Annotated in this window: 15 protein-coding genes; all 15 read right to left on the reverse strand. The window is 41.1% G+C overall.

The genetic code is table 11. The annotated features are described in order from the left end of the window. Positions 1-28: 28 nt before the first annotated feature. The 15 genes from flhA to fliF all read right to left on the reverse strand — a co-directional run bounded on the left by flhA (position 29) and on the right by fliF (position 14,801). A complete protein-coding gene (flhA, locus tag CIK00_RS02080; RefSeq protein ID WP_101767265.1) occupies positions 29-2,125 on the reverse strand; it encodes a flagellar biosynthesis protein FlhA in 2,097 nt (698 codons plus the stop codon). 165 nt (positions 2,126-2,290) lie between these two features. Then, entirely contained in the window at positions 2,291-3,421 is a 1,131-nt protein-coding gene (flhB, locus tag CIK00_RS02085) for a flagellar biosynthesis protein FlhB (protein ID WP_101767266.1), read from the reverse strand. Positions 3,422-3,493: 72 nt separating this feature from the next. Continuing rightward, on the reverse strand, positions 3,494-4,276 hold the full coding sequence (fliR, locus tag CIK00_RS02090) for a flagellar biosynthetic protein FliR (RefSeq protein ID WP_101767267.1): 783 nt from the start codon (positions 4,274-4,276) through the stop codon (positions 3,494-3,496). 52 nt (positions 4,277-4,328) lie between these two features. After that, positions 4,329-4,598: a flagellar biosynthesis protein FliQ gene (gene fliQ / locus CIK00_RS02095; RefSeq protein ID WP_101767268.1), complete on the reverse strand. Its 270-nt coding sequence runs from the start codon at positions 4,596-4,598 to the stop codon at positions 4,329-4,331. A 40-nt stretch (positions 4,599-4,638) separates the two neighbouring features. Beyond that, positions 4,639-5,469, reverse strand: coding sequence for a flagellar type III secretion system pore protein FliP (gene fliP / locus CIK00_RS02100; protein ID WP_101767269.1), 831 nt, complete (start codon positions 5,467-5,469; stop codon positions 4,639-4,641). After that, a complete protein-coding gene (gene fliO / locus CIK00_RS02105; protein WP_101767270.1) occupies positions 5,456-5,812 on the reverse strand; it encodes a flagellar biosynthetic protein FliO in 357 nt (118 codons plus the stop codon). The genes fliP and fliO overlap by 14 nt, the downstream gene beginning before the upstream one ends. Before the next feature lie 9 nt (positions 5,813-5,821). Further along, on the reverse strand, positions 5,822-6,208 hold the full coding sequence (gene fliN / locus CIK00_RS02110; protein ID WP_101767271.1) for a flagellar motor switch protein FliN: 387 nt from the start codon (positions 6,206-6,208) through the stop codon (positions 5,822-5,824). A 42-nt stretch (positions 6,209-6,250) separates the two neighbouring features. Beyond that, positions 6,251-7,270: a flagellar motor switch protein FliM gene (fliM, locus tag CIK00_RS02115; protein ID WP_101767272.1), complete on the reverse strand. Its 1,020-nt coding sequence runs from the start codon at positions 7,268-7,270 to the stop codon at positions 6,251-6,253. Positions 7,271-7,277: 7 nt separating this feature from the next. Continuing rightward, positions 7,278-7,745, reverse strand: coding sequence for a flagellar basal body-associated protein FliL (fliL, locus tag CIK00_RS02120; RefSeq protein ID WP_101767273.1), 468 nt, complete (start codon positions 7,743-7,745; stop codon positions 7,278-7,280). 103 nt (positions 7,746-7,848) lie between these two features. Then, complete coding sequence (locus tag CIK00_RS02125; protein ID WP_233426522.1) at positions 7,849-9,231, reverse strand: flagellar hook-length control protein FliK; 1,383 nt, start codon at positions 9,229-9,231, stop codon at positions 7,849-7,851. 130 nt (positions 9,232-9,361) lie between these two features. Further along, positions 9,362-9,805, reverse strand: coding sequence for a flagellar export protein FliJ (gene fliJ, locus CIK00_RS02130; protein ID WP_101767275.1), 444 nt, complete (start codon positions 9,803-9,805; stop codon positions 9,362-9,364). Positions 9,806-9,848: 43 nt separating this feature from the next. Further along, complete coding sequence (fliI, locus tag CIK00_RS02135) at positions 9,849-11,165, reverse strand: flagellar protein export ATPase FliI (protein ID WP_101767276.1); 1,317 nt, start codon at positions 11,163-11,165, stop codon at positions 9,849-9,851. Continuing rightward, positions 11,162-11,977: a flagellar assembly protein FliH gene (gene fliH, locus CIK00_RS02140; RefSeq protein ID WP_101767277.1), complete on the reverse strand. Its 816-nt coding sequence runs from the start codon at positions 11,975-11,977 to the stop codon at positions 11,162-11,164. The genes fliI and fliH overlap by 4 nt, the downstream gene beginning before the upstream one ends. Positions 11,978-12,022: 45 nt before the next feature. Beyond that, positions 12,023-13,063, reverse strand: a complete 1,041-nt coding sequence (gene fliG / locus CIK00_RS02145; protein WP_101767278.1) for a flagellar motor switch protein FliG — start codon at positions 13,061-13,063, stop codon at positions 12,023-12,025. Beyond that, entirely contained in the window at positions 13,056-14,801 is a 1,746-nt protein-coding gene (fliF, locus tag CIK00_RS02150) for a flagellar basal-body MS-ring/collar protein FliF (RefSeq protein ID WP_101767279.1), read from the reverse strand. Before fliF ends, fliG begins: the two co-directional genes overlap by 8 nt. Positions 14,802-14,859 lie beyond the last annotated feature (58 nt).

Consider the following 14,859-nt stretch of genomic DNA (forward strand, 5'->3'; position numbering starts at 1 on the left):
CTTAAATTAGTGTTCACTTTCAACATTATTAATGACCTACAGCATTAACAATTCGAATTTGCTTTTCATCGGGCACTTCTTGATAAGAAAGTACTCTCAAAGTCGGAATGGTATTTTTGACAAATTTTGCCAAGGTAGAACGTAATACACCGGAAGTTAATAACACCGCAGGTTCACCTTTTAATTCTTGTTGCTGAGTCGCTTCTGTCAGTGAATTCTGTAAACGTTCGGCTAGCCCAGGTTCAATACCTGACGACTCGCCCCCCGCAGACTGCATCGTTTGATGCAATATCTGTTCCAACTCAGGAACTAAAGTAATGACGGGTAATTCTGCTTCTATTCCATTGATTTCTTGACAAATTAAACGTTTTAATCCAATACGAGCTGCTGCGGTTAAAATGTCAGGATCTTGACTCTTGGTTGAGTACTCAGACAAAGTTTGAACAATGGTTCGAATATCTCGTAATGGAATAGCTTCGTTAAGTAAGTTCTGCATCACTTTCACCACCGCCCCAAGAGGCAATTGTTCTGGTACAAAACCATCAACCAATTTAGGGGTTGATTGACCTAGCATTTCAAGTAGATTTTGAACTTCTTCATGACCCAACAATTGTGCCGCATGATTGGTAAGTAATTGACTTAAATGGGTAGCTAGCACAGTGGCAGAATCCACCACGGTGTAACCTAAAGCTTGTGCATGTTCACGTTGTGAGACTTGAATCCATACTGCTTCCAAACCAAACGCGGGATCGAGCGTACGTTCACCATCAATATTGCCAAATACTTGACCAGGATTAATGGCTAAATCCATATTGGGGTGAATATTAGCTTCACCACAGGTGACACCCATAAGGCTGATACGGTAGCTATTAGGCGGGAGTTCTAAATTATCGCGAATATGTACCGGTGGAATGAGGAAACCAAAATCTTGAGACAGTTTTTTACGTACCCCTTTAACGCGCTCTAACAACTCACCGCCTTGGTCTTTATCAACCATCGAAATCAACCGATAACCGACTTCAAGTCCAATCGTATCGACAGGCTGAACATCATCCCATGACAACTCTTTCATCGGTTGAATCATCGCCATATCATGCATGGGTGGTTCTTTTTCAACTAACGCTGCGATCTGATCTTTTTTGTAGCGCCAATACGCCGCGCCACCAATAATAGCGGCCAAAAATAGAAACGGCACATGGGGCATGCCAGGAACAATCCCCATTACAAATAAAATAACCCCAGTAATAATCAATGCTTGAGGATTATTAAACATTTGGAAATACATCTGCTGGCCCATGTCTTCGTCAGTATTTTGACGAGTTACCAGCATTGCCGCACCAATCGACAACAATAATGATGGGATCTGTGCGACCAAGCCATCGCCAATAGTAAGCAGGCTATATATTTCTATCGCTTCCATAAAGGCTAAGCCATGCTGGCTCATACCAATGATTAATCCACCGATAATATTAATAAATAAAATCAAAATACCCGCTATTGCATCCCCTTTAACAAACTTAGATGCACCGTCCATCGAGCCATAAAAATCCGCTTCTTTTGTCACCTCAAAACGACGTGTACGTGCTTGATCTTGATCAATCAAACCTGCATTTAAATCAGCATCAATTGCCATTTGTTTACCGGGTAAAGCATCAAGAGTAAAGCGAGCACTAACTTCTGAAATACGCCCCGCACCTTTAGTAACAACCATAAAGTTAATGATCATTAGAATAAGAAATACCACCAAACCGACGGCATAATTACCACCAATCACCACCGAACCAAAAGCATCAATAACCTGTCCTGCAGCATCAGATCCTTCATGACCATGTAATAACACCACACGAGTAGAAGCTACGTTGAGAGCTAAACGTAATAAGGTTGCGATAAGTAATACGGTCGGGAAAGCGGCAAAATCGAGGGGGCGACGGGTGTAAACAGTCACTAACAACACCACTAATGACAACGCAATATTAAAGGTAAATGTCATATCCAATAATAATGGCGGCATTGGCAGAATAATCATCGCCAAGGTGGCTAACACCATCACCGGAGCGCCCATTGCAGGCATATTCTGTAAACGCGCTAACGGTAAGCGTGCAGCAAAAGGAATTGAAAGCTTCATTCTATTTTTATTACATCACGATTATTGGCATGAACGTGAAAGTTACAGATTGACGTTAATCTATAACTCATCACAAAGACATTAGCTTAAGCAATTATCATGCCGCATAATCCTGCCATTATTTTGACAGTAAATTTAGACTGTTAGTGTTCAGCTCTATTTTTATTAATGACGTAATTCTTCGGGGATATCCGTGGCAGCAGCTGACAATATTGGCTTTTGTCCTTTACCACGTCGATAGGCTTTTAATTGAAAAACGTAAGCAAGCACTTGCGCTACTGCAACAAACAACCCATCAGGCACTTGCTGATCTAATTCGGTAGTGTAATAAATCGCACGTGCTAATGGTGCAGCTGGCACAATATCAATATTGTGTTTATTGGCAATTTCACGAATTTTGAGTGCTAAATGATCACCACCTTTTGCGATCACTACTGGCGCAGCATCTGATTTAGGATCATAACGCAATGCCACTGAAAAGTGTTCAGGGTTAGTGATCACAACATCCGCCTGAGGGACATCAGCCATCATCCGTCGTTGTGCCATTTCACGCTGTAGCATTCGAATACGACCTTTTACTTCAGGTTTACCTTCTGAGTCTTTATATTCATCTTTAATTTCTTGCTTGGTCATTTTTAATTGATCACTAAAATGCCAAATTTGATAAGGTACATCAATCGCCACTACCACCAGCAACGAACAACAAATTAATAAAATAAAATTCAGCAGAATATCCAAGGCATGGAAGTAATTAGCCGGAAATATTTCTATACTGAGCTGAAAAAAATCATCTAAACTCGAATAAATTAAATAACCTGCCACACTGGCTACTAAGCCAACTTTAAGCACTGATTTAATTAATTCAACCCAACTTTGACTACCAAACATGCGTTTAAGGCCGCTCATTGGATTCATTTTTGATAATTTAGGCATCGCGGCTTCAGAAGAAAAACGTACTCCACCTAAACCAACTGCCCCGATCAAAGCGGCAGTAAATAAAAATACCAAAATAATCACTAATGGTAAAAACACCTGCCATACTGCATTAGAAATCACTGTTAACAATAAATGTACATCAAATACTTCTTCACGGCTTAGAGTAAACATTCTACTCATAACCTTGCCTAATGCCGTCCCTAAACCTTCACCGAACCACATTAAACCCACAGCACCGGAAACCAATACTGCTACGGAGGCTAATTCTCTTGAGCGCGGTACTTGACCTTTTTCTCGCGCCTGCTCACGTTTTCGCGCGGTGGCGTCTTCGGTACGTTCTTGACCGTCAGCATCCGACATGATAGTTCGTCCATGGTAAATTTCAGAAGAAATAAACAGCGAAATAAACCGCTATAAAACAGAGGATTCTCTTTAACAATCAAGCCTAACTAAACGACACACTTGATCTAATCCTGTTTGCCAGATCGCTTCATATTGCGGCACGATCCCCAGCACAATAAACCAACTTATTGCCAATCCAAGTAACAACGCAAATGAAAAACCTAACGAGAAAATATTTAACTGTGGCGCAGCACGGGTCATCACGCCAAATGAAAGGTTAACGGTCAATAATGCAATAACGCCAGCCAGTGCCATATCAACCCCAGCTTTAAATATATGTCCAAACCAACCCGCTAATTGATAATAGTCTGCTGCAACCAACATACTGTTTCCGATGGGGAAAGTAGTAAAACTCATCACCACCACATTGAGCATGGCTAAATGACCATCGGTAGCCAAAAACAATAATATTGCCAGAAACATATAAAATTGCCCCAGTACTGGCGTATTTTGACCATTAGCAGGATCGACCATAGAGGCAAAGCCTAAACTCGACTGCATACCGAGAATTTGTCCTAATAACACAAAAGTTTGTGTAATAAACTGCGTTACCAACCCCATCGCTACCCCAATCATTATTTGTTGGGTAGTAATAATAAACCCAGCCAAAGAGAACAATTCAATATCGGTCGGTACCTTAGGTAACATTGGCATTACAGTAAAAGTAATCGCTAATGCAAGGTATAGCCGAATTTTAGGTGACACAAAGCGCGCTCCAAAAAAGGTCATTGCCATCATCATTGAAGAGATACGAGTAAACGGCCAAAAATAATTGGCAATCCACTCTAATAACACGCTGGAGGTATAGTGCATAAACGGTTGTTACTCACGAAACAAACACGGTGACGTGCTGCTATCAATACAATTAGTACAATAGTTGTGGAATTTGATCGATGATACGAAAAAAATAATCCATCAACATCCGTGTCATCATATGACCAAAAAACATCAACGCTAATAACGTCACAATTAAGCGAGGTAAAAAACTCAAGGTCTGTTCGTTAATCGAGGTTGCCGCTTGGAATACTGCCACCACTAAACCGATTAATAAGCCGGGAATAACAATCACGCACACCATAATCAAGACCATGAACAATGCTTCTTGAAAAATACCGACAAAGGCTTCTGGAGTCATCTTCTGTTTATCCTTACCATTTCAGCTATCTTTATAAGACTCAAAAACTGGCCGCTAACGTAGAAAGAATCAAATTCCAGCCATCGACTAAAACAAACAACATTAACTTAAACGGTAACGATACAATCATAGGTGACAACATCATCATACCCATTGCCATTAATACCGATGCCACCACTAAATCAATAATTAAAAAGGGTAAAAACAACATAAAACCAATCTGAAATGCAGTCTTAAGTTCCGAGGTAATAAATGCTGGCACTAACACCGTAATAGGAACAGTTTGTGGATCTGTGGCGGTTGAGCCTGAAATATTGACAAACGTTTCCAGATCTTTAACCCGCGTTTGTTTTAACATAAATTGTCGCATCGGGGCTTCAGCTTTAGTTAATGCTTGCTGGGCGCTGATCTGCTCATTAATATAAGGCTGGACTGCATCAGTATTAATTTTATCGATAACCGGTGACATCACAAAGAAAGTCAAAAACATCGCGATGCCAATAATGACCTGATTTGACGGTGTTTGTTGTAATCCCATCGCTTGACGCAAAATCGACATCACCACCACAATACGAGTAAATGACGTCATTAAAATCACCACCGCAGGCAAAAACCCCAATGCAGTCATTAACGCTAATATTTGCAATGTAATTGAGTAGTCTTCACTACCATCAGGATTCATGGTGACCGATAATGCGGGAATACCACCATGGCCTGTTCCCGTAATTAAATGGGCGGTACTACTTTCCGCTGCCATTGCAGCTTGAGTAACACTTTCTGTCGCCCAAACGGGTGTTGTTATGATCCAACTGCTGGTCAACAACAGTAATAAGGCTATTTTTAAATACATTGAAGGGCTATTTTTTATCATTAGTGGTCATCAATCGGCTCAGCTGAGAAGCAAAATCCTTGGCTGGCACATCATCCATGATTAAAGGTTGTTCAAGCTTACTCAGCAACGAAATATTATGCTGCGTAATACCGACTAATAGTTGTTCATCACCCACCTGAATCAATGCAATTCGTTCCCGTTGTCCGAGAGTTAACTGCTTCACAATAGTGAGTCGATTATCATTACTATGCACACCCACTAAGCGCATTTTTTTTAGCACCCATGCCAAAAATAGTATAATGACAATGACCAATACCAGTGACGCTAAAGTAGTGGCTAAATTAAGATCGGGCGCTTGCCCTAATGCAACTGACTGATCCATTATTCACTCTTAACGTAATTTTTTAATGCGTTCGGTTTGGCTAATCACGTCGGTTAAACGAATACCAAATTTATCATTAACCACCACCACTTCACCGTGAGCAATTAAAGTACCATTAACCATCACATCCAATGACTCACCGGCAATACGATCAAGCTCTACCACTGAACCTTGATTAAGTTGTAGTAAGTTACGAATGCTAATTTGAGTACGACCCACCTCCATTGAAATAGTAACCGGAATATCCATGATGGTATCCAGTTTACGGCGTTCATCATCAGAGATAGGTGAAGTATCATCGGTTAACTCTTCCAGTGGTGCTGGTTGAACGTTATCTTGTTGCTCAGCAAGGGCGGTAGCCCAGTCATCAGCCATTTGTTGATCAGTTTGAGACATTATTATTCCTCCTAATGATTAGGTTTGTGGGTATTCTTATCGCTATTCATCTCTAATAAGGTCGCGATCTAAAAAAGCCAAGTCGGTTTTTACTATTTCTGGACGTTTCAATTTATCGGTAATTTTAAGTGCAACATTATCGCCACTACGCCCCATTTTGGCGCGATAAGTCGGTAAATCTTCAACGAAAATAGTTGCAGTTTCAGGCATGGTAATTGGAATGACATCGCCCGTTTGCAACTCCATTAAATCGCGTAGTGAGATATCAATATCTAATAATTTTGCCCGTAGATTTACTGGCACATCCATGATCTCATCACGCAAAGCATGACTCCAACGAACATCAGTATCCATCTTGTCGCTTTGCACACCCGCATCGAGTAATTCACGAATTGGCTCAACCATTGAATACGGCATCACCACATGAAAATCGCCACCGCCGCCATCGATCTCAATGTGAAATGAACTCACTACAATGACTTCTGTTGGGCTAACAATATTAGCCATGGTCGGATTAACTTCAGAATCGATATATTCAAACTCAACCGACATCACTGGCGACCATGCTTCACGGTAATCTTCAAATACCAGTTTCAACAGCATCTGGACAATACGGCGCTCAGTCGGAGTAAATTCACGGCCTTCAATTTTGGCGTGAAAACGGCCATCACCACCAAAAAAGTTCTCGACCAAAATAAACACTAATCGTGCTTCCATGGTAATCAATGCCGTCCCTTTTAGCGGCCTAAAGCGCACCATATTTAAACTTGTCGGCACATAAAGCGTGTTTTGATACTCACCAAATTTGATCATTTGCACGCCATTGATCGATACTTCAGCCGTCTTACGTAGCATATTAAATAAACTGATCCGCATATGACGGGCAAAACGTTCATTGATCAATTCAAGGGTCGGCATTCGTCCACGAACAATCCGATCTTGCGAAGAGAAATCAAAAGCCGTTATACCTGAACCTTGATCGTCATCATTCGCATCATCTTCAGGTTCATCCACACCATGTAACAATGCATCAATTTCATCTTGGGTTAATAAATCACTCACAGGGCACCTATTGCATTACAAAGCCAGTAAATAACACCCGTTCAACCACAGGCATATTCGTCATCTTATTCATTGTTGCTTGTACTGCAGTCAATGCCTGCTGACGTAACTGTTCACGTCCTTGTGGTTGGCGTAATTGCTCAACCGTAGTTGCCGCAAAAATCTGCAACAACACACTTTCAACTAATGGCACGTGTTTTTTGGCTAATGCTTCATTTTTTTCACCTCGAACCATCAGTTGTACTTTTATTTGAACCACTCGATCTCGTTCTTTACCACTAACATTAAAAATAAAAGGCTCAGATAATACGATGTAATAAGCCGACATTTTTAATGGTGTTTGGGTTGAGGAAACCTCAGCAGCTTTAACCTCTGTCGACGCTAAAGAAAAAAGCCAAATTCCACCGCCAATCGCTGCAATAACTAATAGAATCACTATGCTAATAACGATCTTTTTTCTATTTCCAACCACCATCATTTATCCTGCTCACTATTTATTACGGTTTTTATTACCACATGACATTGCTGCATGTTTTTCCTTATTGATTAAACGTGCGCTATTAATATGACCAAAAACGCTAAGCGTAATAATCAACTTGGTCTTTGTGCTTTGTTACGAGCATACTGATGGGTAAATCACCGGGATCACTCTCTGTTAGGGATGATCCATCCTCAGACATGACTCTCAAAGAAGATGACTGTCCTGAGTGTGACTGGGAATGCGTTGAATTATTACTTTGATGGCCTGATGATTGCTGACTATTGTCTTGCTGTACTGAACTTTGAGCTAATTGCAGCCCTTGCTGTTGTAGCATTTCTCTTAACCGTGGCATCGCTTGTTCAACAATGTCGCGCGTTTGATGGTTATTCACCGTAAATTGCACCGAGGCTTGATCTTGGTTAATACTCAATTTAATGTGAAGTTTGCCAAATTCAGGTGGATCTAACCGAATATCGACATATTTAAGATTCTTCGCCATCATCATATTAATTCGCTCATGAACCTCTTCGCCAGCTTGTTCACGCGTAAGGACTAAAGGTGATTGAAGAGATTGAGTAATGAGAGGCTGCTCAGGTTTCAGCATTGATGTTGTTGATGTTGGCGTTAATCCCGCCAGCTGTTGAGCCAACGAGTCACCCTGAGCATTACTATTAATACCTTGATGAGATGATCGATTGTCATCATTCAATAAAAGAGAACTATCAACCATAGATGGGTTAATTAACATCTCCGAATTGGATGTTGTCGCAGATAAAGGTCGTGCAGACGTTAATAGTGGCGAATTATTGACACTATCATTAGTAATGAGATTTACGTCACCATCTGCGTCAGATTTTTGTCCATCAGCATTATCAGTCACTTTTGTCGCCGATGACGTTAATATCGCAGTTGTTGTCGCTGATCCTGCCGTTGCAGGCATGATAAACGCAGCACTTCCATCTATAGTTTTAATTGTCGGTTGAGCTGATAACAATACATCCTCAGTCAACACAGCATCGATGGTGGGGATTGCAGAAGATGGCAAGCCATTGCCACTCGCATCATCGCTATTCGTTGCTGTTTTATATGAAGAATTAAGCTGCTGATTAGATTGCATTAGCTGCTGTAAAAACACATTACCAGCCGTAATTAACTCTACTGCATCATCAATCGCGATTACGCTGCCATCAGCACTCATCAACGATTTATCTATTGCTACATCATCTATTGTAGAATCATCTATTGTAGAATCATCAGCTAACGCTTCAGTATCTACATCAATAGTGTCAGGAACATTTGTTGCTGCAGGATTAGTTTTACTATCAATAGTCTGTAAAGTAGGTATTTCATCAATCGCTTGCTGATATTGTTCTGAAAACTCACCATTACTCAACGTTACCATTTCAGATGGTGTGCTAGAAACCGAGCCGACAGCGACGGGTTTTGCCGATGATGCAAATGACACATTAAATAGATTCATAGTAACTCTTTTAATACGTGTCGCAACAGACGACAAATAAATGAATAACTGTTTGATTAAAGCGTCAAAAAAACGTTTCATTCAAAGCTAATGTCTATCCTAATGCAAAAAACAAACCAGTTTTTTAATTCTAGCGTTGTTGACGCCGCGCAAATTGTAATGTCACAAATTCATCCATCATTTTTTGTTCTTGTTTATCCAAAAAAAGCTGTCGTTCACGCTGCTTTTTTTCCAATAACCATTCAATCCCGCGTTTTTTTTGCTGCATGGCTTGCCAGTGCTGGCGGCATTGTTCAATTTGATTAGCGAAGTAGCCACCCGCCTGTTTTTGCTTCTCTAATGTGGTATCAAGTTGGGTTAAGAATTTTTGTAAATGGCTATATTGACTCGCAGTTAACCCTTGTTGTCCACGTTCTGAAAGTTGACGACAATAATCTAATCGGTACTGTTCGATTTTGGCTAATTGCTGTAAATAATTTTGTTGTTCAAGTTGTGCTTGATTAAGCGCAAGGCTGGCTTGATGTTCTTGTTGTTGTGCTTGCTCTATTAATAATTCAAATGTTCTCAATGGCATACTATAACGACCTTGTCTTCGATTACCTTATTGTCGAATCCCGCTAACCGCTTAATGTGGATCGCAACATATTGACGCACATTTCATACGGTACGGCTTCTTTCATTTCTTGTTGTAAATAACTGTCTAACTTAGGTTTAAAGCTAAAAGCTTGATCAATGGTTGCATCAGTTCCCGGTTTATAAGCTCCAATCGCAACCAAATCTTGATTTTTACGACAAATAGATAAAATTTGACGGACGGCTTTAGACATCAGCATGTGTTCATCACTAACAATGGCAGGCATAACACGGCTAACGGAACGTTCAACATCAATCGCAGGATAATGCCCCGCATCCGCCATTTCGCGCGATAACACAATGTGACCATCAAGGATCGCACGTGAAGCATCCGCAATAGGATCTTGCAGATCATCACCTTCACTTAATACCGTGAAAAAAGCGGTGATCGAGCCTTGATTTTCATTACCATTACCCGCCCGTTCCACCAGCGCAGGTAACTTAGCAAATACCGATGGTGGATAACCTTTGGTTGCTGGTGGCTCACCGACGGATAACGCAATTTCACGTTGCGCTTGAGCAAAGCGGGTTAATGAATCCATTAGCAATAACACATCAAACCCTTGATCGCGAAAATACTCGGCAATGGTGAGTGAGGTTTGACAGCCTTTTAAGCGCATCAACGGCGAAGCATCGGCAGGAGCCGCAATCACTACTGCCCGTTCACGCCCTTCTTTACCTAAGATTTCATCAATAAATTCTTTTACTTCTCGACCACGTTCGCCAATAAGCCCCACCACCACAATTTGCGCACTGGTACCTCGAGTCATCATGCCTAACGTGACCGATTTACCCACACCAGAACCAGCAAAAAGACCAATTCGCTGCCCTTTACCTACAGTTAATAAACCATTAATGGCTTTAATACCGACATCAAGTGGTTCTTTAATAGGTTTGCGTGATAAAGGATTTATAGGTGTCGAAGTAAATGCAGCCCGCTGTTCAGTAATAATAGGTCCTAAGCCATCAAGAGGATTACCAATGCCATCAATAACACGCCCTAACAATTCAGGTCCGACGGGAATACCATTGTTATGCAAAATAGGGGTAACTTTAGCGCCCGGCATTACCCCTAATAATTGCTCACTTGGCATTAAAAAAAGCGTTTCTCCGGCAAAACCAACCACTTCAGCTTCTAACTCCCCGTTAAGGGTTTCCACTTTACACACACTACCAACGGGAGCGCGGCAGCCAATCGCTTCAAGGGTTAACCCTACAACACGATCCAAGCGTCCAGAGGCGACGGGTTTACAAGCGGTATTGGTCGTTTGATAGCGACCTAAACGTTCAGCAAGTGTCATAACGAAGGTTCTTTTAAGTTACTGTTCAACTCATTAAACATCGTGAGTGAATGTTGAATACGATCATCGATTAAATAATCAACACTAGAACTGCCGCACGCCAACTGTAAATCCCCTCGTTGTAAACTAGGCTCCGCAATCAATGACCATTTACGTTGTTGCAGATCAGCCTCATCAAAACTGGCATGAATTAACGCAACATCTTCTGGATGTAAATGCATTTTAATTTCTCGCTCAGCTATCGGTAGTGTTGCTACAACTTCGCGAACAGTATTGAGTAAGACTTGAGGATTAGTTTTAACTTCAACGCGAATCAATGCTTTGGTTAAGCCATTCACCAATAACAATAATTGTTGTTCTACTTCACTATCGACTTTGGCAATCGGATCAGTAAATTTATCCATCACCGCAACAAGTAACGCCACTTGTTGATCAATTTGTGCTTGTGCTTGTTCAAGCCCTTGCTGTAATCCTTGCGCAAGCCCTTCATCATGCCCTGCGGTAACACCTTCAGCATGACCTTGACTCAATCCCTCGCTATGCCCAGCTTGACGACCTTGTTCAACCCCTTCGTCATAAGCGGATTGCTGCATGGCTTCAAGTTCTGCAGCGGTTAATGGTGCAGGTACGGGTTCAAGCTCATGTTCTGTCTCGGGTTGTTGCTGTTCAAGATAATATTGATGATCATAATTAAGTGCATTTTCAAGCTCTCGATCACCATCTTGGCTGTAATCAGGATATGCCCAGCGTTCAAGCTCTTGCGCTTGATGTTCTGAGACTCGCATAAAACCACGACGACGTTCATTGCTCATGATAGACATTCACATCGAGTAGCGATGAAGAACATAACCACGCTATTATAAAAAGTCATCAGAGCCACCATTACCCGTTAGTACTAATTCGCCTGAATCAGATAAACGACGCGCAATAGATAAAATTTCTTTTTGTGCCGTTTCGACATCAGCCACACGAATCGGCCCCATGGTTTCTAAATCTTCTTGTAGCATTTCACCCGCACGTTTAGACATATTGCGATAGAACTTATCACGCAACATATCATCGGCCCCTTTAAGGGCTTTTTGTAATAGCTCTTGAGGGACATCTCGCAAAAGAATTTGAATACCGCGATCATCAACTTCAATTAAGTTATCAAATACAAACATGAGATCTTGAATTTGAATCGCTGTTTCTTCATCATTTTCACGAATTTGATCCATTAACAATCCTTCAACGTTATTATCGAGATAGTTCATGATTTCAGCTGCCGCTTTTAAACCACCAATTTTGGCTGCTTGTGCGCCCGCTTGACCCGCAAACTGTTTTTCCATAATGTCGTTTAATTCATGCAATGCTGCTGGCTGTACTTCTTCCAAATTAGCAATACGCATCATCAAATCTAATCGCACTCGTTCAGAAAATTGCGATAAAATTTCAGCCGATTGTTCTGGTTCTAAATAGGACAGTACAATAGTTTGAATCTGTGGGTGTTCATTAAGAATAATGTTGGCAACTTGACGTGGGTCCATCCATTTTAAAGAATCAAGTCCACGCGAACCGCTCCCCATTAGAATTTGATCAACCAAGTTATTGGCTTTATCTTCACCTAATGCTGCCACTAATGCATTACGAACAAAATCTTCACTACCCATACCAATGCTGGTGTATTTTTGAATTTCTTCCAAAAATGATCGATGAACACTAGAAACTTTATCTTGATTTAAGCTCTTCATGCTTGCCATCGATCCCCCCACTCGTTGCACTTGTTTTGGTTCAAGATGGCGAATAATACTAGCCGCATCTTGCTCATTGAGACTTAATAATAAAATCGCGGCTTTTTCCGTACCATTAAGACTTTTAATATCAAATTTATTATCCATTGTTGCTACGTCATTAGCCATCTTCATTCATCCAGCTTTTCACTACTTGTGCCGCAAGATCAGGTTCATTGGCAACCAATGCCCGCACCGCTTTAAGTAAATCTTCATCTTTATGTAAATTAGGTAAATCTAAGTTACTACTGCTTAATTCAAAACTTTCGTGAGAATCTAAATCACCACCAATTAAACTGGTGCCATCACTATGACTATTATGAGTTAAAATCGGTACTCCATTTTCATCTAACAGCGTGCCATTAGCCGTTTGATTTGGATATAACAGTTTATTCATTGCTGGACGCACCAATACCACAATCACAACGATAATAACTAACGCTGCCGCTAACCATCGAACCCAACTACTAAAATTAGGATTTTCCCAAATAGGTACATCCGTCAACAATAACTCTTCCGGCAAAGCAAATGGTACTGATAGCACTTCTAATAAATCACCACGCGCCTCTGAAAAACCAATCCCTCCCATTAATAAACGGCGGATTTTAACAATTTCAGCTTCAGATATTGGCACCCGTGTGATCTCGCCCGTTTTAGGATCAACAATCGATTTATAATCAATCGCAACCGAGACTGTTTGCCGATCAATAACACCAGTTTGAGCACGTTTATGGCTTATCGTGGTGTCTAACTCATAGTTACGGGTGGATTCACGGTGTATGCGACCATTGCCGCTGCTTGTACCAGCTTGCATGTCTTTTATATTTTCAGGAATAGCACTACTGACGGGAGGTTGGTTGCTTAATGCCCCTGGAATACCTGCCACCACTTGACCACTATTGCTATCTTCACGCGTAAACTCACTTCGAGTGGCAGCTGTTGCGGGATTATAACGTTTACGGGTTTCTTCTAGCGCAGAGAAATCCATCGCTATATCGACTTGGGATGTGTAATTACCTAAGCCTAAAACAGGCATTAAAATGGCGTCAATTTTTTCACGTAATGCTTGTTCTTGTTTATGCTCTAATTCGAATTCTTTACGTTTAGCCGTTGAGGAAGGATCTTCAGTACCAGAGCTTAATAAGCGCCCATGTTGATCAGTAACGGTGACACGGGTTGGCCGTAAACCGGGTACTGCGGTGGCTACCATATCAACAATAGAATCAACTTCTTGCTGACCAAGTGCAGCACCTGATGCTAAGGTCAGAAAAACAGTGGCGGTGGCATCTTGATTATGACGAACGAACACACTTTGTTTTGGCATCGCCAGCAGCACTTGTGCCTTGCGTACTTGACTGATTTGTTCAATTGCACGGGCTAATTGACGTTCACGACTTAATTTTAAACGCTCATTTTCGAGCCGCTGTGAAACACCAAACCCCATGTCTTTTAATAAAATATCATCGCCCTCAGCGGCACGACTATTTAGACCACTGCGGGTTAAATCTAATTTAATACTGCTATATTTATCCGCAGGAACACGAATAGTATTACCATCAAGTTGATAATTGATTTTCTTTTGATCAAAGTGATCCAAAATAGGGATCAATTCTTCAGTTTCATAGCTACCCAATGGGCGCATTTCTGGTTCTTTTATCCACACTATCATCATCACGATTAATGCAACACAAATCGCAACCGATAGCACTAAAATAACCTGCCGTAACAGATCAAGATTGCCTAAAATACTGTCAGTACGCGATGCTTTCTTTTCTGTAAGATCGGGATCCTGACCAGCATCGCGTAATATCGGCGAAGTATTACTATTTGCAATCGTAACTTGTTGATTAACAATTTGATCTGACACTTTTATTTCTCACACATATAACAAATTAGGCGCTATCACACCGACAGATAACGACGAT

Source organism: Photobacterium carnosum (assembly GCF_002849605.1).
Classification (GTDB): domain Bacteria; phylum Pseudomonadota; class Gammaproteobacteria; order Enterobacterales; family Vibrionaceae; genus Photobacterium; species Photobacterium carnosum.

Coding starts and splice junctions, on each gene's coding strand:
- flhA (WP_101767265.1), bottom strand. CDS start 2,125: ATGAAGCTTTCAATTCCTTTTGCTGCACGCTTACCGTTAGCGCGTTTA.
- flhB (WP_101767266.1), bottom strand. CDS start 3,421: ATGTCGGATGCTGACGGTCAAGAACGTACCGAAGACGCCACCGCGCGA.
- fliR (WP_101767267.1), bottom strand. CDS start 4,276: ATGCACTATACCTCCAGCGTGTTATTAGAGTGGATTGCCAATTATTTT.
- fliQ (WP_101767268.1), bottom strand. CDS start 4,598: ATGACTCCAGAAGCCTTTGTCGGTATTTTTCAAGAAGCATTGTTCATG.
- fliP (WP_101767269.1), bottom strand. CDS start 5,469: ATGATAAAAAATAGCCCTTCAATGTATTTAAAAATAGCCTTATTACTG.
- fliO (WP_101767270.1), bottom strand. CDS start 5,812: ATGGATCAGTCAGTTGCATTAGGGCAAGCGCCCGATCTTAATTTAGCC.
- fliN (WP_101767271.1), bottom strand. CDS start 6,208: ATGTCTCAAACTGATCAACAAATGGCTGATGACTGGGCTACCGCCCTT.
- fliL (WP_101767273.1), bottom strand. CDS start 7,745: ATGGTGGTTGGAAATAGAAAAAAGATCGTTATTAGCATAGTGATTCTA.
- CIK00_RS02125 (WP_233426522.1), bottom strand. CDS start 9,231: ATGAATCTATTTAATGTGTCATTTGCATCATCGGCAAAACCCGTCGCT.
- fliJ (WP_101767275.1), bottom strand. CDS start 9,805: ATGCCATTGAGAACATTTGAATTATTAATAGAGCAAGCACAACAACAA.
- fliI (WP_101767276.1), bottom strand. CDS start 11,165: ATGACACTTGCTGAACGTTTAGGTCGCTATCAAACGACCAATACCGCT.
- fliH (WP_101767277.1), bottom strand. CDS start 11,977: ATGAGCAATGAACGTCGTCGTGGTTTTATGCGAGTCTCAGAACATCAA.
- fliG (WP_101767278.1), bottom strand. CDS start 13,063: ATGGCTAATGACGTAGCAACAATGGATAATAAATTTGATATTAAAAGT.